Consider the following 20,373-nt stretch of genomic DNA (forward strand, 5'->3'; position numbering starts at 1 on the left):
CGTCGCCCGGATCTCGTTCCTGCCGGGGCCAGCCTTTCACCGCTCCGGGCCGGGCGTGGCACCGGCACACCCGGTCCCGCGCGCGTGGCGGCCCGGCTCAGCGGGTGGCTCCCCGGGTGAAGCCGTTGTAGATGTAGCGCTGGAGGAAGAGGAAGGCGATCAGGGTGGGCAGGATGACGAGGACCGCGCCCGCCGAGATGTTCTCCCAGTGCGCGCCGAAGGGCCCCTTGAAGCGGAACAGCGAGGTGGAGATGGTGCCCAGTTCCTCGGAGGGCATGTAGAGGAACGGGATGTAGAAGTCGTTGTAGACGGTGATGCCCTTGATGATGACGACGGTGGCGATCGCCGGTTTGAGCAGCGGGAGGATGATCTTCCGGTAGACGGTGAACGCGTTGGCGCCGTCCAGTCGCGCGGATTCGTCCAGGGAGATGGGGATGCCCCGGATGAACTGCAGGAAGATGTAGATCGAGACGATGTCGGTCCCCATGTAGAGGACGATCGGCGCCCAGAGGGAGTCGAAGAGCCCGAAGCTGTTGACGATCTGGAAGGTCGCGACCTGGGTGGTCACCCCGGGCACCAGGGTCGCGACCAGGAACAGCGCGATCACCGGCCCGCGCAGCCGGAAGCGGAACCGGTCGAGCGCGTACGCCGTCATCGAGCCGATGAGGACCGTGCCGGTGATGGCGAAGGCCAGGATGAGGGCGGTGTTCCCGAAGGCGCTGAGCATCCGGCCGTCGGTGAAGGCCGTCACGTAGTTGGCGAAGTTCAGCGGGTCGCGGGGCGGGGTGAGCGCGCCGCTGCCGTCGGCCAGCTCCCGGTCGGTCTTCAGCGAGGTCAGGAAGATGACGCCGAGCGGCAGCAGCACCACGACGGCTGCCACCACCAGGGAGAGGTACTTCAGTGTGCCGGCGAGGTGTGCGCGGGTCCTCATACGAGATCCACCTTGTCGTCCGGGACGAGCCGCCGCTGCACCCAGGTCACCAGGAGGATGATCAGCAGCAGCACGACGGCGGCGGCCGAGGCCAGTCCCGTCTTGTTGAACTGGAAGGCGAGCTTGACGGTCTGGATCACGAAGGTCTCGGTGCCGGTGGCCCCGCCGGTCATGATGTACGGGATCTCGAAGACCGAGAGCGAGCCGGAGACCGACAGGATCACACTGAGGCTGAGGATGGGCCGGATGCCGGGGGCGATGATGTGCCGGAACTGCTGCCAGCGGTTGGCGCCGTCCAGTTCGGACGCCTCGTACAGCTCGCCGGGGATGGACTGGATCGCGCCGAGGAACAGGACGAAGTTGAGCCCCGTGTAGCGCCACACCGACACTCCGGCCAGCGAGATGTTCGCGGAGGTCGGCGTGGAGAGCCAGGCCCGTTCGGTCTCGGCGCCGAACAGCCGCAGCACCGAGTCGAGGGTGCCGCCGTCCTGGAAGAAGTAGAGGAAGACGAAGCCGATCGCGACCCCGTTGATCAGGTACGGGAAGAACAGCACGCCCTTGAAGAAGTCGCGGAAGCGGGTGCGGAAGCTCAGCACGGTCGCGAAGTAGAGGGCGGCGGCGATCTGCACCACCGACGCGGCGAGGTAGTAGCCGCTGACGAAGAACACCTGGAACAGCTCGGGCCGGGTGAAGATGTCGACGTAGTTGTGGACGCCGGTGGCCCTCAGCTCCGGGCTGACGCCGTCCCAGTCGGTGAAGCTGTACGCGATCATGTTGATGACCGGCGCGTAGGTGAAGACGACCAGCAGGGCCAGCGGGACCAGCATGAACAGCCAGGGTGTGGCCTCGCGCCACGCCCGGTCGCGGCGGCGGGGCGGCGCGGGGGACGGCGCGTCGCCGGTCCGCCGCCCGTACGAGGGGCCCGCGGCGGGTCGCCGGGGCGTTTCGCCCCGTACGGTCGTGTCCGTGGTCCGGTCCATCAGGAGCCCGCGGTCCTGGCCGCCTCGGTCCAGCGTGCGGAGAGGCCCGCGAGGTAGCCGTCCAGGGTGCCCTTCTTCGCGCCGCGCGCGATGTCGACGAGGTCCTGGCGGTAGTCGGGCTTCTCCAGCCCGATCTCCGCGGCGTTGTCGATCTCGTCGACCAGTGCGCCCTTGGCCTGGTCCAGCTCGATGAATTTCACCTTCCGGTCGGTGTACGGCTTGAGGACGTCCGGCAGCGGCGCGCCCTTGAGCGGCGAGAGCGCCAGGTTGTCCGCCGCGTAGCCGGACTTCTCGGTGAGCCAGTCGATCCAGGCGCGGGCGGCCTCCTTGTGGGCCGAGTTGACGTTCACCGCCTGCCCGTAGTCGGGGGCGGCGACGGCGCAGAACCGGCCGTCCACCTGTGCGGGGAAGGGCATGAAGCCGATGTCGCCGGGGTCGGTCCCGGCCTTCTCGGCGGCGTCCCTGAACTGTGAGATCGCCCAGGAGCCGAGCCACATGGTGGCGATCTCGCCCTTGGCCAACCGCGGTTTGGAGCCCTCCCAGTTGGTGGTCGACGGGTCCTTCTCGACGAGTTTGTCGTGGACCGTGTCGTACAGCAGGGTGTCGATGGTGCGCAGGTCGGAGCCCTCGGCCCAGGGGTCGTGGTCGGCGAGGTCGTCGTTGGCCAGGACCGAGCAGCCGACCGACCCCATGGCCTGGGTCCACTGCGTGAGCGGCCACATGTCCTTGAAGTTGGTGTAGTAGGGGACCGCGTCGGTCCTGGCCTTGATCGCCTTGAGGCCGGTGAGGAACTCGGCGGGAGTGGTGGGCCAGTCGGTGATCCCGGCGGCCTTCCACACCTTCTTGTTGTAGACGAAGCCGGGGGCCACGCCGATCGGGCTCTGTCCGTACACCTTGCCGTCCACCGTGGTGAAGTCGGTGAACCGGAACTTCGCGGCGCGTTCGGCGCGGGTGCCCAGGGAGGCGAAGAACCTCGGGTAGTCGCTCTTCTTGATCGCGCCGGGGATCATGAGGACGTCGCCGTAGTTCCGGGTGTTCATCCGGATCTTGACCTCGCCCTCGTAGTCGGTGATGCCGTCGAACTTGACGGTCACCCCGGGGTAGGTCCTGCGGAACTCGTCGGCGTACTTCTTCATCGTGCCGTCCTGCACCCAGTCGGTGCGGTGGGTCAGGACGGTGATCGTCCCGGAGACCTTCGCGGGGTCGGCGGCGGCCTTCGCGTCCGCGCCCTCGGAGCTGGCCCCGCTGCCGGTGCAGCCCGCGACCAGCAGCGCGGCGGCGACCGGGAGCACCACCGCACGCGTCTTTTGTAATCTGTGCAACGTCATGACGGCCCTTTGCTCGGTGGAACGGCGACAGGGAACGGCCGGTGGTGGTCCGCGCACCTTCCGACGCCGTGAAATTAAGGGCGCGGGAAAGGGAGTGTCAATGCCGCTGCATTGCCTTTCTCGAATGCCGCGTTGAATGATGTACGCGCGCGGACGGACGGTCCCGTGTCCGGCGCGGCGGGCCGCCGTCGCGGAACGCGTGTCGAATACGGGTCGAATACGCAGGACATCCCGGCAGGGCGGGCACATACGTACCCGGAGAGAATTGCGAGGCGCGCCACCGTGAAGCGACCCACCATGAACGACATCGCCCGCCGGGCCGGCGTCACCAAAGGCGCCGTCTCCTTCGCGCTGAACAACCGTCCGGGGGTCTCGGCGCCGACCCGGCGCCGGATCCTGGCCATAGCCGAGGAGCTGGGCTGGCAGCCCAACAGCGCGGCCCGCGCGCTGTCCGGCGGTACGGCGGGGGCGTTCGGTCTGGTCATCGACCGTCCCGCGCGCACGCTGGGGCTGGAGCCCTTCTTCATGCAGCTGATCTCCGGTATCCAGTCGGAGCTGATCACCGATGCCACCCCGCTGGTCTTCACCATGGCCGAGGACCAGGCGGCGGAGATCGCCCTGTACCGGTCCTGGTGGGCCAGGCGCCGGGTGGACGGCGTCTTCCTGGTGGACCTCCAGGCCGAGGACGCGCGGGTGGCGGTGCTGGAGGAGCTGGGGATGCCCGCGGTGGTGATCGGGGCGCCGGTGGGCACGGGGCGGCTGCCCGCCGTGTGGAGCGACGACGCCGCGGCGGTGAGCGCGGTGGTGCGGTATCTGGCGGGTCTGGGGCATCGGCGGCTGGCCAGGGTCGGCGGTCCCGCGCGGCTGCGCCATACGGCGATCCGCACGGCGGCCTTCGACGCGGCGGTGGCAGAACTGGGCCTGACCGGGCGGACCGTGGAGGCGGACTACAGCGGGGAGCGGGGCGCGGCCGTCACCCGCGCGCTGCTGGCACAACCGGCGCGGCCCACGGCGATCCTGTACGACAACGACGTGATGGCGGTCTCCGGGCTGACCGCCGCCCACGCCCTGGGGCTGCGGGTGCCCGCCGATGTCTCCGTCGTCGCCTGGGACGACTCGGCGCTGTGCGAGCTGGTCGAGCCGCCGCTGACCGCGCTCAGCAGGGACATCGCGGCGTACGGCGCGCACGCGGCGCGACGGCTCAGGGAGGCGGCGGGCGGCCGGGCGGTGGGGGATCGGCAGGACCCGGCGCCGCGTCTGACGGTACGTGACAGCGTCGCGGCGCCACCCGCGTCCCCCGCGCCGCTCGTGTCTCCCGCGTCCCCCGCGTCCCCCGCGTCTCCCGTGCGGGCGGTACGGCCCGCGCCGCCCGCGTAACCGCCGTCGCGTCCGGAGCGCGCGCTCCCCCGGCTCACCCGCGCGCGCGATCCCTGAACCGGTTTAGTCACCGCTTCCGGTCTTGACGCTAAACCGGTACAGCGTTTGACTGTTCGGCGCACGGTACGCCCGTCCGCGCCGGGCCGCGCACTCCCGCGTCTTTCACCTTGTCACCCCGCTCCGTGTCACCGTACCGAGGGAGATTTCACAGATGTCGCGTCCCGCTGCCCGGATTTCCGTCGGGGGCCGTCCCGTCTCCTGGATCGGCGCCAATTTCTGGTCGCGTACCGGCGGTCCCCTCATGTGGCGGTCGTACGACGGAGAGGTGGTCGAGGGGGAGCTGCGGGTGCTGCGCGACCACGGGCTCAACATGACCAGGTCGTTCTTCTACTGGCCGGACTTCATGCCCGGTCCCGACCGGATCGACGAGGAGCTGTGCCGCCGCTTCACCGACTTCCTGGACCGGCATGACGCGCTCGGCATGACCACGGTGCCGACCTTCCTGGTCGGTCACATGTCGGGGGAGAACTGGGATCCGGCGTGGCGGGGCGGCCGCGATCTGTACTCCGACGTGTGGCTGGTGGCCCGGCAGGCGTGGTTCGCCCGGGAGATGGCGGGTCGTTACAAGGACCATCCGGCGGTCGCGGGCTGGCTGGTCTCCAACGAGATGCCGATCTACGGCAGACGGGACGCGCCCCGCGAGGAGGTCTCCTCCTGGGCGCAGATCCTGGTGGACGCGGTACGGGCCGCGGGCGCGCCGCAGCCGGTCTCGCTGGGCGACGGCGCCTGGGGGCTGGAGAACTCCGGTCACGACAACGGCTTCCGGCTGCGGGACTGCGCGGCGCTCACCGACTGGCTGGGGCCGCATGTCTACCGCATGGAGGACGATCCGGTGCGCCAGCACTACGCGGCGGCGTGGGTGTGCGAGCTGACGGGCAGCTTCAACAGGCCGGTGGTGCTGGAGGAGTTCGGGCTGACCTCGGCCTTCGCCTCCGGTCCGCACGCCGCCCGCTACTACCGTCAGGCGTTGCACAACAGTCTGCTGGCCGGTGCCACCGGCTGGATCGCCTGGAACAACACCGACTACGACGCGCTGCGCGAGCAGCCGCCCTACTCGCACCACGCCTTCGAGATGCGCTTCGGGCTGACCGACGCCGCCGGAGCGCCCAAACCGCAGCTGCGCGAGGTGCGTTCGTTCGCCGAGACGCTGGAGCGGATCGGCTTCGACCGCTGTCGGCGGCCGGACACCGGCACCGCGCTGGTCGTCTCCTCCTACCTCGACACGCTCTATCCGTTCACCCGGGCCGAGGACCGTACGTATGTGGAGCGCACCGGCCGTCAGGCGTGGATCACGGCCCGGCTGGCGGACGCTCCCGCGAGTGTGGTGCGGGAGAGCGACGGCATCGCGGACGGCCACCGGCTCTATCTGCTGCCGTCCACCAAGCAGTTGCTGTCGGCGACCTGGTACCGGCTGGAGGAGCTGGCCAGGGGCGGCGCGACGGTCTACGTGTCGTACTCCCCCGGCGCGCACGACGAGCAGCGCGGGCCCTGGTACGCCCATCTCGACCAGTTCTTCGGAGTGCGGCACCAGTTGGAGTACGGGCTGGTCAACCCCATCGAGGACGACGAGGTGACGCTCACCTTCGGCCGCCCGTTCGGCACGCTCGACACGGGCGACACCCTGCGCTTCCGCACGGCGGGAACCGACAGCAGCCGGGTCTTCCTGCCGGTGGCGCCGGACGGCGCCGAGGTGCTGGCCACCGACGGCCGGGGACGGCCCGCGCTGCTGCTGCGCCAGGTGGGCGCGGGCAGTGTGGTGCTCTGTGTCTATCCGCTGGAGCACATGGCGTCCGTCACCCCGCGCGTCAACCCGGACGACGCGGTCCCGCTGTACGACGCGCTGGCCGCGCACGCGGGGGTGCGCCGTCCGGTGACGGTGGCGGACCCCCGCGTGGCGGTCGATCTGCTGGAGCACGCGGACGGGCACCGGTACGTCTGGCTGGTGAGCCAGGGCCGCGAGGAGCTGCGGGTCGCGCCGGTCGTCGCCGCCGGGCTGCGGCTGACCGGGCTGGACGGCTCCCCCGCGGACGAGGTGGTCCTCGATCCGTACGGCGTACGGGTGCTGCGGCTGTCCGCCGCGTGACATCGGACCGGCCCGGCGATCCGGACGGCCGGGCTCGGCCGGGCCGGTCCGCGCGGTCAGCCGTTCACGGAGATCCCGCCGGGCTCCCCGTCGCGCCCGGCCTCCTCGCGCGCCGTCGCCGGGCCCCCGGCCGTACGGCGGCCCGCCGCGCGGTCGGCCCACGCGAGCGCGCCCGCCGCGAGGAGCGCGAGCGCCATCAGCAGGGCGCTGACCCACAGGGGCGCCCGGAAGCCGAGGCCCCGCGTGATCGCGAGCCCGCCGAGCCAGGGCCCGAGGGCACCGCCCACGTTGAAGGCGGCCGTGGCGAAGGCCCCGGCCAGCGCCGGGGCGCCGGGGGCCCGGTGGAACACCCGGGAGATCAGGGCGGTCCCGGTGCCGAACGCGAGCATCCCCTGGACGAACACGAGCACGATCGCCGCCACCGGCACGGCGGCGCCCAGCGCGAGCGCGGCCCAGCCGACGGCGAGCGACACCAGGCCGACGGTGACGAAGGTGTCGGCGCGGCCCTCGGTGATCCGGCCCGCGATCGTGACACCGACGAAGGAGCCCGCGCCGAACAGCGCGAGTACGGCGGGCACCCACCCGGAACCGAGTCCGGTGACCCGGGTGACCAGCGGCTCCAGGTAGGAGAACGCGCAGAAGGTGGCGCCCTGGACGAGCGCGCTCACCAGCAGGGTGAGCAGCGGCCGGGGCCGGGCCAGCTCCCGCAGCTCCCCGCGCACCCCCGCCCGCGAGGGCTCGGGCCGCTCGGCGGGAACCGCCCTGACGATGGCGAGTACGGCCGGTACGGAGACGAGCGCCACCGCCCAGAAGGCCGCCCGCCACCCCCACCGCTCCCCCAGGAACGCACCGGCCGGCACCCCGGCCACACAGGCGACGGTGACCCCGCCGACCACGACGGAGGTGGCACGGGCCCGCAGCTCCGGAGGGACCATGGCGACGGCGGCCGCGAGCGCGACCGCCCAGAACCCCGCGTTCGCGAGCGCGGCCACGACCCGGGTGGCCAGCAGCACCGGGTAGTCGGGGGTGAGGGCGCCGACGACGTGGACGGCGATGAAGACGACGAGGAAGGCGAGCAGCGCGCGACGGCGCGGCCAGCGGCGGCTGAGCGACGCCATCAGGGGCGCGCCGAGCACCATCCCGATCGCGAACGCGGAGGTGAGCAGGCCGGCGGCCGGAATGGACACCCCCAGATCGGCGGCGATGCCCGACAGCAGGCCGGAGAGCATGAACTCCGAGGTGCCCTGGGCGAAGACCGCCAGACCGAGCACGTAGACAGCGAATGGCATGAGAGAACCCCAACGACGGCTGAAATGGACCGACTGAGCGACAGCGGACGGGGTGGGGAGGGCGTGCCGGGCCCGCTCGGCGGAGACCGGGGGACCCGGCTCCTGGCGGCAACACGGCGGCAGGTTCGGTGAGATCACGGACCTGGATCGGACCTGGATCGGACCTGGATCGGCCCCGAACCGGACGCGATGACCGGCGTCCGGGTGCGAAAGCGGCCCACCCCTGGGGCGATCCGGTGGCGGCCGTGCGGAAGGTCAGCCGCGGCCTCGTGAGGCGTGCGGCGTCAGTTCGGCGGAGGATCGGCCACCGGTCGTCCGGTGGCTAGAGTCTGCTGGCCTCGGGGCTCGACATGGCGGCGAAGGTACCAGCCGGGGTCCGTTCCGCGCCACTCGTCGCGGCGGCTTCCGGGTCCGTCAGGACGCCGGGGCGAAACCGCCGCCGACCTCGGCGGCCAGGTCCGAGCCGGTCGCCTCGGCCCGGTAGCGGTCGGCGGCGGCGTCCCGGCCGCCCTCGGCGTGGTCGTACTGCCCGGCGAAGACGTGCTCTCCGGCCGGTACGGTGACACCGTCCTTGAGCGTCCAGCGGAAGACGAGCGCCCCGGCGGGTCCGGTGCCCACCGTTACGGTGAAGTCCTCCTGGGGCAGCGACCGCCAGGAGCCGGTCTCCCGCACACCGCCGGTCTGCGCGACGCTCAGTTCCACGGTGAGCGAGGTCAGCGGGCGTTCCGTCCTGACGGTGATGTTGCTCTGTGCCCAGTAGGTGTTGCTGTGCGGGTCGACCGTTCCGTCGGACCGCAGATAGCCGTCGCGCGGCCCCGGGGAGCCGGTCCGGTCCGTGGCCGCCGGGGGCGGGACGTCGGAGCGGCCCGCGCCGGACGAGGGGTCCGCCCGGCCGGAGGAGGACGACGACGGGCCGGGGGCGGACGGCGGGTGCGCCGGTTCCGGGGTGGTCGCGACGGTGAGCGGCCGCTCGTCCTTCGTGACGGAGACCACGGCGAACGTCCCGGCTCCCAGGGCGCCGACCGCGACCGCCGTCACGGCCGCCACCCGCAGCCACGGCGCGGGACGGTGCGCGGAGGGCCGGGGGAACGCGGTCTCCGGGACCGACATCCCCCGCTCGATCCGGGCGAGCATCCGCTCGCGGTCCGGGGTGTGCGTGTGCGCCGTCTCGCGCAGCCTCTTGCGCAACTCGTCCATCAGCCCGTTCCCTCCGTACGGTCGGAGGCCACCGTACGTCCGGACGGCGCCGCGGAGCCCGACGGCAGCCTACGGCCGGAGGCGACCGCCCGGCCGGAGGCGACGGTTCGGCCCGGGGCCGCGGTGGCGTACACGCGTCCCGCGGCGGCCGTCGCGCCCGGCCCCAGCAGCCGTTCCAGCTCGGTCATCCCCCGGGACGTCTGGCTCTTGACCGTGCCCACCGAGATGCCCAGGGCGAGCGCGGTGTCGCGCTCCGAGAGGTCGAGCGCGTGCCGCAGCACCACGCAGGCCCGCTTGCGGAACGGCAGCCGCCGTAACGCCGCTTGGACGTCCAGCACGGCGGGCACGTCCGGCCCGTCGAACCGTTCGCCGCGTTGTGACCAGAAGAGGGAGACGCGGCGGCGCTCGCGTACGGCGCTGCGGATCTGGGAGCGGGCCAGATTGGCCACCACCCCGCGCGCGTAGGCGACGGGGTGGTCGGCGGCCCTGACCCGGTCCCAGCGCCGCCACATCGCGAGCAGGGCGTCCGAGGCCAGATCGTCGGCCGTACTGGCGTCGCCTGTCAACAGGCAGGCCAGACGCGACAGTTCCGCGTAGTGCCGTTCGAAGAACGCGTGGAATTCGGCGACGGTGGCGTCGTCGACGACTGTGTCCACGGAGCCGCTCCTTTGTCTGTTCTCACCCGCGCCGGTCGTCCCGGACCGCCGCGAGGAGCGCGAGCGTAACAGTGTGTTCGGCGCGGGCCGTTGTCACCGGCCGCTGGTACGGACCACGAGGGGCGGACACCGGACAGTCCCGCTCCCCGTGCGGGAGCGGGACGGTGGGGCCCGGCCGGTGGGCGCCCCTGGGGTGGGGACCGGCTGCCGGCCGGTCCCCGGGGGCGGTCACCTGTGCGCGAACCACCCCGCCGCCGGCAGCAGCCTGGTGTCGTAGCCGAACAGCGCCTGGTTCTCCCAGGCGTTGCCCGAGGCCGGGTCCTGCGGGTCCCAGCCGCTGCCCTTCACGGCCGTCCACGCGGGCTCCCAGTAGACGACGCCCAGTCCGCGCCCGCCGGGGACGGCCTCGACCACGTTCATCACGTCGCGCAGGTTGGCGGCCTGTCCGGCCGGTGTGGCCGGGTAACCCGCCGCCAGCTGGGAGGCGGTGGCGATGTTGTTCTCCAGGAAGTCACCGTTGGCCAGGGTGTGCGCGTACGCGGTCTCGGCCACCAGGACCGGCTTTCCGTACCGCGCGGCGGCGTCGTCCAGATTGGCCTGAAGACCGGAGAGCGGGCCGTGCCAGTAGCTGTAGTAGGAGAGGGCGATCACGTCGAACGGCACCTGGCGCGCGACCGCCTGGTCGAACCACCAGCGGGTGCCGGCGTTGTCGCCGCCCTCGGCGAGGTGCAGCGCGACCTGGGTGGACGAGGAGACGGCCTTGGCCGCCTGGGCGCCCGAGGTGAGCAGTCCCGCGAGCTGGGTCCAGTTGTTCGTGGACCCTTCGGGCCAGAGCATGCCGCCGTTGATCTCGTTGCCGATCTGCACCATGTCGGCGGTGGTGCCCTGCGCCTTGAGGGCGTTCAGGACGTCGTAGGTGTGGTCGTACACGTCGGTGCGCAGCTGGCTGTACGCGTGCGAGGCCCACGCGGCCGGTTTGGTCTGGTGGCCGGGGTCGGCCCAGCGGTCCGAGTAGTGGAAGTCGACCAGGACCTTCATGCCCTCGGCCTTGGCGCGCTTGGCCAGTGCCAGGACGCGCGTCTTGTTGTTGTAGCCGTCGGCGGGGTTGACCCACACCTTGAGCCGGACGTAGTTCATACCGGCGCCGCGCAGGATGCCCAGCGCGTTGCCGCTCGTGCCGGTGGCGCTCTGGTACGTCGCCCCGAACGCCTCGTTCTTGGGGAGGGTCGACAGGTCCCCGCCCTTGACGGACAGGCCGGTGGAGCCCGCGGCGAAGGTGAGGTCGTCGAAGTTGGCCCACTCCCCCGCGTGCGCGTCGGAGTTGAGGCTGACGGTGCAGTTGCCGCCGCTCACCCGGATCGAGGTGACGAGCCGGATCCACTGGCCGTTGGGGGTGACCGGCAGGTCCGTGCGCTGCTCGGCGCTTCCGCAGTTGCGCAGGGCGAGGTAGGCGGAGTTCTGGCCGCCGCTGGAGCGGACGCGGGCGCTGAGTGTGTACGTGCCGTCGGAGAGGCCGGTGAGGGCCTGGTACGTCTCGACCTTGTACGCCGAGGCGGACCAGTGGCTGAGACGGCGGTTGCCGCTGTAGCCGCCGCTCTCGGTGTAGGAGGCGGCGTTCTGTCCGGTCGCCGAGTAGGTGCTCCAGCCGATGGGGGTGGCCGTTCCGGTGGAGTCGGCCTCGAAGCCGGGGTTGGTGAGGGTGGTGGCGGCCTGTGCCTGCTGCGCGGGCAGCGCGGTGAGGAGGAGTGCGCCCAGTGCGGATATCGCGGCGGCTCTGAGTGGGGTGTGCCAGGAGCGTGGTGCGCGGTGCATCGTCGATGTCCCTTCGACCGGATGCGGGCGGGTGGGGGTGGGGATGGTGGTGCGGCGTGCCGGAGTGCTGTGGTGCCGCTGTGCGCTGTGGTGCGTCTGGGGTGGGTGGTCCCGGGGGTGGTGGCCCCGGGACCGGGTGCCGGGTGCCGACGCCGCTGCCGCTGCCGGCGCCGGTCGGGCTCTCAGCTGTCGAGCCGTACGACGCGTACCGCGCCCGCCGGTACGCCCAGTCGGCCCGCGGCCCGTTCCCCGGTGAGGAGTTCGGTGCCGTGGGCGGGCAGCGGCACCTTCGCGTCGGTGGCGGTGTGGTTGATGGCGAAGAGGTACGCGCCGTGCTCTCCGCCGCGGCGCACCACCTCGACGTCGCGCGGCAGCTCGGCGCGCGGTGCGAGGCGGGCGTCCTCGGAGGCGGCGGCGATGACGGTGTCGAGGGCTCCGGCGTCCAGCCGGGTGGAGATGTACCAGGCGGTGCCCTCGCCGAGCCGGTGCCGGGTGACGGCGGGGCGCTCGGCCGCGAGCCCGTCGGTGTACGTCCAGACCGTCTCGGCGCCCTTCGGGACGACGAACTCGCTCCACAGGTCCCCGGTCAGCTCGGCGCCTTCCGGCCCGGTGAGCCGGACCCGCTCGCCCTCGCCGAGCGGGGAGAACTCCTCGATGGTCAGCCCGAGGACATCCCGCAGCGGGCCGGGGTGGGCGCCGGGGTGCACGGCGTCGTGCTCGTCGACGATGCCGGAGAAGTACGAGACGACGAGGGTGCCGCCGTTCTCGACGTACCGGCGGAGGTTCTCGCCGGTCGCCTCGGTCGCGAGGTAGAGGGCGGGCACCACGACGAGGGGGTAGGCCGACAGATCGGCCTCGGGGTGGGCGAAGTCGACGGTCAGGTGCCGGTCGTAGAGCGTCTCGTAGAACGTGTCGGCCCGCTCGCGGGCGTCGTGGTCCTGGCTCGGCCGCCATTCGAGGCGCTGCGCCCACCAGGACTGCCAGTCCCACACCATGGCGGCGTCGGCGGCCGTCCTCGTACCGCGCACCGTCGCCAGGCTGTCCAGGGCGGCGCCGAGTCCGACGACCTCGCGCCACACGCGGCTCTCGGTACCGGCGTGCGGCAGCATCGCGGAGTGGAACTTCTCCGCGCCGCGCCGGGACTGCCGCCACTGGAAGAAGAGCGCGCCCTCCGATCCGCGCGCCACGTGGGCGAGGCTGTTCCTGGCCATCTGGCCCGGCGCCTTGGCGGGGTTGCGGGGCTGCCAGTTGACGCCGCTGGTGGAGTGTTCGAGCAGCAGCCAGGGGGCGCCACCGGCCACGGAGCGGGTGAGGTCGGCGGCCATCGCGAGATTGACGTGGGTGCGCCGGCCGTCGGTGATCAGGTAGTGGTCGTTGGTGACGAGGTCGACCTCGCGGCCCCAGGCCCAGTAGTCGACCGAGTCGCACTGGCTGAGCGCGGTCATGAAGTTGGTGGTGACGGGTGTCCCGGGCGCGAACCGGTGCAGCAGGTCGCGCTCGCGGACGAAGTTCTCGCGCATGGTGGCGTCGGCGAAGCGCGCGTAGTCGAGGAGCTGCGCCGGGTTGCAGACGGTGGGGGTGGCGCGGGGCGGTTCGATCTCCTCGAAAGAGGCGTAGCGCTGTCCCCAGAAGGCCGTTCCCCAGGCCGCGTTGACGGCTTCGACGCTTCCGTGGGCGGTGGCCAGCCAGCGGCGGAAGTGCGCGGCGCAGTTCTCGCAGTAGCAGGCGCTGACGGGGACGCCGTACTCGTTGTGGACGTGCCACATGGCCAGCGCCGGATGGCCGGCGTAGCGGCGGGCGAGCAGTTCGGTGATGGTGGCGGCGGCTTCCCGGTACGCGGGTGAGCTGTGGCAGATCGCGCCGCGCGAGCCGAAGGCGTACCGCACGCCCTCCCGGCTGACCGGGAGGGCCTCGGGGTGGGCGCGGTAGAACCAGGCGGGCGGCGCGACGGTGGGGGTTCCCAGGTCGACGCGGATGTCGTGCTCGTGCAGCAGGTCGAGGACGCGGTCGAGCCAGTCGAACTCGTAGCGGCCGGGCTCGGGCTCCAGCATGGCCCAGGAGAAGATGCCGACGCTGACCAGGTTGACACCGGCCTCGCGCATCAGGCGGACGTCCTCCTGCCACACGGACTCGGGCCACTGCTCGGGGTTGTAGTCCCCGCCGAACGCGAGTCCGTCGAGACCGTGGGGGGTGATGTCCGGCATGGAAGTGCCTCCTGTGCTGCGTGCGGCGGTTGAGCGGCGATCGGACGGTGACCGACACCCGGTGTGGGAACGTGCACACACAGGGACGGCGTTGCAGATCCAACATAAGCGCACAGGAACAACCATTGACAAGTGTCCGGAAAGTTTCTCTACTGTGAACGCTCACAGAGCACGGCTGGTCCGCCCGCACTCCCGTCGGAGACCATCGTGCCGGTCTGCCCGCGTTCATGTCGGAGACCTTCGTCAGGGGAGTTACACCATGCAATTCACGACGCGACGACGCCTCGTGGCCACGTCCCTCACCATCGCCCTGGGCGCGACGGGCCTCGCGGCCTGCGGTTCGGGCGACGACGACCAGGAGGCCGGCGGGCCCGTCTCGCTCACCTACTGGGCCTGGGCGCCGGGTATGGACAAGGTGGCCGACATCTGGAACGCCACCGAGGGCAAGAAGCAGCAGATCAAGGTCACGGTGAAGAAGCAGGCATCCGGTGACGACCTCGTCACCAAGATCATCACCGCCGCCAAGGCGAAGAAGGCCCCGGACCTGGTGCAGGCCGAGTACCAGGCGCTTCCCACGCTGGTCAGCAACGATGTCCTCGCGGACATATCCGGCGAGGTCAAGGGCGCGGAGGGCGAGTTCGCCCCGGGTGTCTGGCAGCAGACCACGCTCGGCACGGACGCGGTGTACGCGGTCCCGCAGGACTCCGGGCCGATGATGTTCTACTACCGCGAGGACCTCTTCGAGCAGTACGGGCTCACCGTCCCCACCACCTGGGACGAGTTCGCGCAGACCGCGCGCGCCCTGAAGAAGAAGGACCCCTCCAAGGCCCTGACCACGTTCTCCAGCAACGACTCCGGGCTCTTCGCCGGACTGGCGCAGCAGGCGGGCGCCCAGTGGTGGACCACCGAGGGCGAGTCCTGGAAGGTCGGGATCGACGACGCGGCCACGAAGAAGGTCGCGGAGTTCTGGGGCGGTCTCGTCAAGGACGGCTCCATCGACAACCAGCCCATGTACACGCCGTCGTGGAACAAGGCGCTCAACACCGGCAAGCAGATCGCGTGGGTCAGCGCCGTCTGGGCCCCCGGCACGCTGACCACGGCCGCGCCGCAGACCAAGGGCAAGTGGGCCATGGCGCCGCTGCCGCAGTGGAGCAAGGGCGAGCGGAAGACGGGCAGTTGGGGCGGCTCCTCCACCGCTGTCACCAACGACTCGGCCCACAAGAAGGCCGCCGCCCGGTTCGCCACCTGGCTGAACACGGACAGCGCGGCGCTGGCCGCGCTGGTGAAGGAGGGCGGGATCTACCCGGCCGCGACCTCCGCGCAGACGGGCGGCGCGCTGAGCGAGGCGCCCGCGTACTTCTCGAACCAGCCCGATTTCTTCACCACGGCCGCCGAGGTCGCGAAGACGGCGGCTCCCTCGGCGTGGGGGCCGAACGTGAACGTCGCGTACACCCAGTTCCGTGACTCCTTCGCCCAGGCCGCCAAGAACAAGTCGGACTTCACCGCCGCGCTCGGCGCCATGCAGGAGGCCACGGTCTCCGACCTGAAGAAGCAGGGCTTCGAGGTCACCGGGTGATGGCCGCCGAGACGAGTCCGGCGCGCGGCGCCCGCCGCGCGCCGGACGCCCCCGAAACCCCTGGTGCCGCCCCGGCAGGTCCCGGGCGCGGGCGCCCCGCGCCCGGCCGCGCGGGGCGCCGGGTGCGGGGCGCCCCGTACGCCTTCCTGCTGCCCGCCGTCACCCTGTTCGCGCTGTTCTTCGCCCTGCCCATCGGCTACGCGCTCTTCCTGAGCCTGCGCAAGGTCGAGGTCAAGGGGCTGGGGCTGGGCAAGGGCGCGCGCAGCGAGGTGTGGGCCGGGTTCGCCAACTACCGGGACGCGCTCTCCGACTCCGAGCTGCTCGCCAGCGCCGTACGGGTCCTGGGGTACGGGGCGATCGTGGTGCCCTGCATGCTCGGACTCGCGCTCGTGCTGGCGCTGATGCTGGACGCGGAGCGCACCCGGCTGAGCGGCTTCTCACGGCTCGCGATCTTCCTGCCGTACGCGGTGCCCGGGGTGATCGCGGCGCTGATGTGGGGCTTCCTGTACCTGCCCGACGTCAGCCCGTTCTACTACCTGCTCGACAAGGGCGGGCTGCCGCAGCCGGATCTGCTCGACGGCGGACCGCTGTTCGTGGCGCTGGCCAATATCGCGCTGTGGGGCGGCACCGGCTTCAACATGATCGTGATCTACACGTCGTTGCGCTCGATCCCGGCCGAGATCTACGAGGCGGCCCGGCTCGACGGCGCCTCGCAGCTCCAGACAGCGCTGCGGATCAAGATCCCGATCGTGGCGCCCTCGCTCGTGCTGACCTTCTTCTTCTCGATCATCGCGACGCTCCAGGTGTTCAGTGAGCCCACCACCCTCAAGCCGCTGACCAACTCGCTGTCCACGACCTGGTCACCGCTGATGAAGGTGTATCAGGACGCCTTCATCAAGAACGACATCTACTCGGCGGCGGCCACCTCCGTGGTCATCGCCGTCGTGACCCTCGCGCTGTCCTTCGGCTTCCTCAAGACCGTCGGCTCCCGTTCGAACCAGGGAGAGACCCCGTGACCGCTGTCACCACCCGCCGTACCGCGCCCGCGGCCGGCACCACCCCCGGGACCGCGCAGGGGCCGCCGCGCCGCGCGCCCCGGGACGGGCGCCGGATCGCCTGGGTGCCCACCATGGCGCTGCTGATCGGCGCCGCGTACTGTCTGCTGCCGGTGGCCTGGATCGTGGTGGCCGCCACCAAGTCGGGCCGTGAGCTGTTCTCGACCTTCACCTTCCTGCCCGGTACGGGCTTCACCGCCAACATCGCCGACCTGTCCGCGTACCGCGACGGGGTGTACTGGCGGTGGATGCTCAACTCCCTGTTCTACGCGGGGTTCGGCGCGCTGCTGTCCACGGCCGTCTCGGCGCTGAGCGGCTACGCGCTGGCGGTCTACCGTTTCCGGGGCCGCGAGACGATCTTCAACGTGCTGCTCGCCGGGGTGCTGATGCCGCCGGTGATCCTCGCCGTACCGCAGTATCTGCTGATGGCGAAGGCCGACATGGCCGACAGCTATCTGTCCGTGCTGCTGCCGCTGATCCTCTCCCCCTACGGGGTCTATCTGGCCCGGATCTACGCGGCGGCCTCCGTGCCCGCCGATGTGGTCGAGGCGGGCCGGATGGACGGCGGCGGCGAGTGGCGGATCTTCCGGTCGGTGGCGCTGCCGATGATGCTGCCGGGGCTGGTGACGGTGTTCCTGTTCCAGTTCGTCGCGGTGTGGAACAACTTCCTCCTGCCCTACATCATGCTCGGTGACGACCAGAAGTTCCCGGTCACCCTCGGGCTGTACACGCTGCTCCAGCAGGGCTCCAACACCCCCGCGCTCTATACCCTGGTGATCACCGGCGCACTGCTCGCGGTGGTGCCGCTGATCGCGCTGTTCCTGGTCATCCAGCGCTTCTGGAGTCTGGATCTGCTGTCCGGGGCCGTAAAGTCCTGACGCGTGACGCGACCGCCACGACCATGAGAGAGCGAAGAGAACGACAGGTATGAGCCGCACGGGCAGCAACGGCCGGCGCAAGCCGCCCACGATCCACGATGTGGCACGGGAGGCCGGGGTCTCCCGCGGCACCGTCTCACGGGTACTCAACGGCGGCCACTATGTGAGCCCGGCGGCGCAGGAGGCCGTCAACGCGGCGATCCGCAGAACGGGTTACGTGGTCAACCGGCACGCGCGCAGCCTGATCACCGGCAAGTCGGACTCGGTGGCGTTCCTGCTCACCGAGCCGCAGGAGCGGTTCTTCGAGGACCCCAACTTCAATGTGCTGCTGCGCGGTTGCACCCAGGCGCTGGCCGCCCACGACATCCCGCTGCTGCTGATGATCGCGGGGACGAAGGACGAGCGGCGCCGGATCGCCCGGTACATCACCTCGGGCCACGTGGACGGCGTACTGCTGGTCTCCAGCCACTCCGGCGATCCGGTCGCCGAGCAACTGCGTTCGGCGCGCGTTCCGTTGGTGGCCTGCGGAAAGCCGCTCGGCCAGAGTTCGAGGGTCAGTTACGTCTCGGCGGACGACCGGGACGGCGCGCGGGAGATGGTGCGTCACCTGGTGCGGACCGGCCGCCGCCGAATCGCGACGGTGACCGGTCCGCTGGACACCCCCGGGGGGACCGAGCGGCTGGCGGGCTACCGGGAGATCCTCGCCGAGTCGGGGCTCGCGGCCGACGAGCGGCTCGTCGTCTCCGGGGACTACAGCAGGGCGAGCGGCACCTCCTGCGCCGAGCTGCTGCTGCGCCGCGCCCCGGATCTCGACGCGGTGTTCGTCGCGTCCGACCTGATGGCGCAGGGCGTGCTCACGGCGCTCAAGGACGCGGGGCGCCGGGTGCCGGAGGATGTCGCGGTGGGCGGCTTCGACGACTCCCCGGCGGCGCTGGACACCCGCCCGGCGCTGACCACGATCCGTCAGCCGTGGGACCGGATCAGCGCGGAGATGGTCCGGGTGCTGCTGGCGCAGATCGGCGGGGAGGAGACCTCCACGGTGACGCTCCCCACCGAGCTGGTGGTGCGCGACTCGGCGTAGGGCGCGGGCGGGGCCGCGCGCCCGGGTGGGCCGTGCGGACGGCCGGTCGTACGGTCGCCGTGCGGACGGCCGGTCGTACGGTCGCCGTCCCGGCGCCCGGCGCCGCCCCGGCACCGGGCCGTAAGCTGACCGGATGAGCACCGAGTTGCGGGACAGGCTGCGGGAGATCCAGGACGCCCTCGGCGTCGTCGACGGCCCCGAGGGCGTCGAGCGGGCCGGTGACCTCGGGGCACACGCGGAGGCGATCGAGCGGTACGCGGCGGAGCTGACGGCCGAAGGCGAGGAGCCCGGCGAGGCGGCCGAGCGGCTGACAGGGGCGGCGAAGGCGGTGCGCCGGGCGGCGAAGGCGGCGGAGAGGTACCGCGTCAACCCGCTCACCCGGGACTTCTCCCAGGGGCGGTTCGCGCTCGCCACCGGGCAGGCGCGGGTCCGGCTCGGCGGCGCGATCGACGTACTGGACGGGGTGCCGGACGCGGCGGCGGACGCCTCGTAGAGCGCGTCGCGCACGGCGCGCGGGTCCTGCCCGTCCCGCGCGTCCCACTCGTCCCGCGCGGCTCAGTCCCGGTGCGGCAGCCGGTGGCCGCACCGGCTGCAGAACCTGGCGTCGCTCTCCTGGGCGAGCCGCCCGCACTCCTCGCACACCCGGTCGCGCGCGCAGGGCGGTTCGCCGCCCTCGGCGGGCCGCACGCCGGAGACCGAGAGCCCCGGGCGGCGCGGGTGGGCGGTCAGATAGACGAGGCCGCTGTCGCCCGCGCTCAGGGAACGGTACGAGGTCCTCGGCAGCCAGACGACCGTGTGCGGCGTGAGCCGCTGTCGGCCCCGCGACGTGCCGAGGTACCCGTCGCCGTCGAGGACGACCAACAGCACGTCGAGTACGTCGTCGCTGTGCTCGGCCACTCCCCCGCCGGGTGAGAGCCTGACAACGTTGGCATCGAGCCCGCGTCCCGCTTCCGCCAGTCGCCACAGGGCGCCTTGCTGCCCCGGGGCGGAGCGGGCGAGTTGCTCGTCCAGATTCATGAGGACGGTGGCGGTTGCGGGCGGCGTCATGGACGCGTGCCTCCTGAGACGGTGCGGTGGACAGCGTGTCGATCGTACGGCCCGTCACGCCCTCGTCTCACCACGTCTCACCACGGGACGGTTGTCCGCCGCCACGCACCGGCCCCTGCCCGGCGGCCACCGCGCGGTGCCAGGCCGCGTCGCGCAGCAGACGCAGGCCGTTGAGCCCGACCAGGACGGTGGAGCCCTCGTGACCGGCGACACCGAGCGGGAGGGGCAGCTGACCTGCCAGGTCCCAGACGACCAGCGCGCCGATGCAGAGCGAGGCGATGACGAGGTTCTGCACCACGAGGCGGCGGGCGCGGCGGGAGAGGGCGACGACGGCCGGGACCGTGGCCAGTTCGTCGCGCACGACGACCGCGTCGGCCGTCTCCAGTGCCAGGTCGCTGCCGACCCGGCCGAGGGCGATGCCGCTGTGCGCGGCGGCGAGTGCGGGGGCGTCGTTGACGCCGTCGCCCACCACCAGCGTCCGGTAGCCCGCCGCCTCCCACGCGCGTACGGCGGCGGCCTTGTCCTCGGGCAGCAGTCCCGCGCGGACGTCGACGATCCCGGTCTCCTCGGCGATCCGACCGGCGGCCCGCTCGTTGTCGCCGGTCAGCAGTGTGGGGGCGGTGCCGGTGAGCCGGCCGAGCGCGGTGACGGCGCCGACGGCCCCGGCACGCAGCCGGTCGGCCAGGGCGAGCACGGCGACCGGAGCGCCGTCGACGAGGACCACGACGGCCGTGCGCCCGGCTTCCTCGGCACGCGCCACCTCGGTACGCACCCGGCTCCCGGCCGGGGCGGCGAGGGCGGCCGGGTCGGTGGAGGCGG

The 20,373-nt window shown here is 71.9% G+C and carries 17 protein-coding genes; 7 read left to right on the plus strand and 10 right to left on the minus strand.

Annotation, left to right across the window (positions count from 1 at the left end; all coding sequences use genetic code 11):
* Positions 1-97: 97 nt before the first annotated feature.
* From DVH02_RS01185 to DVH02_RS01195, 3 genes are read right to left on the minus strand one after another with little or no spacing between them, the layout of a single operon-like run.
* The gene (locus tag DVH02_RS01185) at positions 98-931 is read right to left on the minus strand and encodes a carbohydrate ABC transporter permease (RefSeq protein ID WP_114621768.1); all 834 of its coding nucleotides are present in this window, start codon (positions 929-931) and stop codon (positions 98-100) included.
* Positions 928-1,911, minus strand: a complete 984-nt coding sequence (locus tag DVH02_RS01190; RefSeq protein ID WP_114621769.1) for a carbohydrate ABC transporter permease — start codon at positions 1,909-1,911, stop codon at positions 928-930. Before DVH02_RS01190 ends, DVH02_RS01185 begins: the two co-directional genes overlap by 4 nt.
* Positions 1,911-3,239 (minus strand): ABC transporter substrate-binding protein, encoded by a 1,329-nt coding sequence (locus DVH02_RS01195; RefSeq protein WP_114621770.1) that lies wholly within the window; start codon positions 3,237-3,239, stop codon positions 1,911-1,913. The genes DVH02_RS01190 and DVH02_RS01195 overlap by 1 nt, the downstream gene beginning before the upstream one ends.
* 282 nt (positions 3,240-3,521) lie before the next feature.
* Between DVH02_RS01195 and DVH02_RS01200 the strand changes: the two genes are divergently transcribed.
* Together DVH02_RS01200 and DVH02_RS01205 are read left to right on the plus strand one after the other, a co-directional pair.
* Positions 3,522-4,616, plus strand: coding sequence for a LacI family DNA-binding transcriptional regulator (locus DVH02_RS01200; protein WP_114621771.1), 1,095 nt, complete (start codon positions 3,522-3,524; stop codon positions 4,614-4,616).
* A gap of 211 nt (positions 4,617-4,827) precedes the next feature.
* On the plus strand, positions 4,828-6,759 hold the full coding sequence (locus DVH02_RS01205) for a cellulase family glycosylhydrolase (protein ID WP_114621772.1): 1,932 nt from the start codon (positions 4,828-4,830) through the stop codon (positions 6,757-6,759).
* Between the two features lie 56 nt (positions 6,760-6,815).
* On the opposite strand, the gene DVH02_RS01210 is transcribed toward DVH02_RS01205, so the two are convergent.
* From DVH02_RS01210 to DVH02_RS01230, 5 genes are all read right to left on the minus strand, one after another.
* Positions 6,816-8,048: a Cmx/CmrA family chloramphenicol efflux MFS transporter gene (locus tag DVH02_RS01210; RefSeq protein ID WP_114621773.1), complete on the minus strand. Its 1,233-nt coding sequence runs from the start codon at positions 8,046-8,048 to the stop codon at positions 6,816-6,818.
* 414 nt (positions 8,049-8,462) lie between these two features.
* Positions 8,463-9,245 (minus strand): hypothetical protein, encoded by a 783-nt coding sequence (locus tag DVH02_RS01215; RefSeq protein ID WP_114621774.1) that lies wholly within the window; start codon positions 9,243-9,245, stop codon positions 8,463-8,465.
* On the minus strand, positions 9,245-9,901 hold the full coding sequence (locus DVH02_RS01220; RefSeq protein WP_114621775.1) for a SigE family RNA polymerase sigma factor: 657 nt from the start codon (positions 9,899-9,901) through the stop codon (positions 9,245-9,247). Before DVH02_RS01220 ends, DVH02_RS01215 begins: the two co-directional genes overlap by 1 nt.
* 228 nt (positions 9,902-10,129) lie before the next feature.
* Entirely contained in the window at positions 10,130-11,713 is a 1,584-nt protein-coding gene (locus DVH02_RS01225; protein ID WP_114621776.1) for a glycoside hydrolase family 53 protein, read from the minus strand.
* Between the two features lie 182 nt (positions 11,714-11,895).
* A complete protein-coding gene (locus DVH02_RS01230; protein WP_114621777.1) occupies positions 11,896-13,917 on the minus strand; it encodes a beta-galactosidase in 2,022 nt (673 codons plus the stop codon).
* 259 nt (positions 13,918-14,176) lie between these two features.
* On the opposite strand from DVH02_RS01230, the gene DVH02_RS01235 reads away from it, so the two are divergent.
* The 5 genes from DVH02_RS01235 (at position 14,177) to DVH02_RS01255 (ending at position 19,000) form a co-directional block, all read left to right on the plus strand.
* Positions 14,177-15,493: an ABC transporter substrate-binding protein gene (locus DVH02_RS01235; RefSeq protein WP_114621778.1), complete on the plus strand. Its 1,317-nt coding sequence runs from the start codon at positions 14,177-14,179 to the stop codon at positions 15,491-15,493.
* Positions 15,493-16,509, plus strand: coding sequence for a carbohydrate ABC transporter permease (locus DVH02_RS01240; RefSeq protein ID WP_114621779.1), 1,017 nt, complete (start codon positions 15,493-15,495; stop codon positions 16,507-16,509). The genes DVH02_RS01235 and DVH02_RS01240 overlap by 1 nt, the downstream gene beginning before the upstream one ends.
* 113 nt (positions 16,510-16,622) lie before the next feature.
* Positions 16,623-17,426, plus strand: coding sequence for a carbohydrate ABC transporter permease (locus DVH02_RS01245; RefSeq protein WP_407697577.1), 804 nt, complete (start codon positions 16,623-16,625; stop codon positions 17,424-17,426).
* A 49-nt stretch (positions 17,427-17,475) separates the two neighbouring features.
* Positions 17,476-18,507, plus strand: coding sequence for a LacI family DNA-binding transcriptional regulator (locus DVH02_RS01250; RefSeq protein ID WP_114621781.1), 1,032 nt, complete (start codon positions 17,476-17,478; stop codon positions 18,505-18,507).
* Between the two features lie 133 nt (positions 18,508-18,640).
* A complete protein-coding gene (locus tag DVH02_RS01255; protein WP_114621782.1) occupies positions 18,641-19,000 on the plus strand; it encodes a hypothetical protein in 360 nt (119 codons plus the stop codon).
* A 62-nt stretch (positions 19,001-19,062) separates the two neighbouring features.
* Here the strand turns inward: DVH02_RS01255 and DVH02_RS01260 are convergent, their stop codons facing one another.
* Complete coding sequence (locus DVH02_RS01260; RefSeq protein ID WP_114621783.1) at positions 19,063-19,554, minus strand: hypothetical protein; 492 nt, start codon at positions 19,552-19,554, stop codon at positions 19,063-19,065.
* Positions 19,555-19,621: 67 nt separating this feature from the next.
* The coding region (locus DVH02_RS01265) for an HAD-IC family P-type ATPase (RefSeq protein WP_114621784.1) at positions 19,622-20,373 on the minus strand (752 nt) is incomplete at its 5' end.

Origin of the sequence: Streptomyces corynorhini (assembly GCF_003346515.1) — a bacterium.
Classification (GTDB): Bacteria; Actinomycetota; Actinomycetes; order Streptomycetales; family Streptomycetaceae; genus Streptomyces; species Streptomyces corynorhini.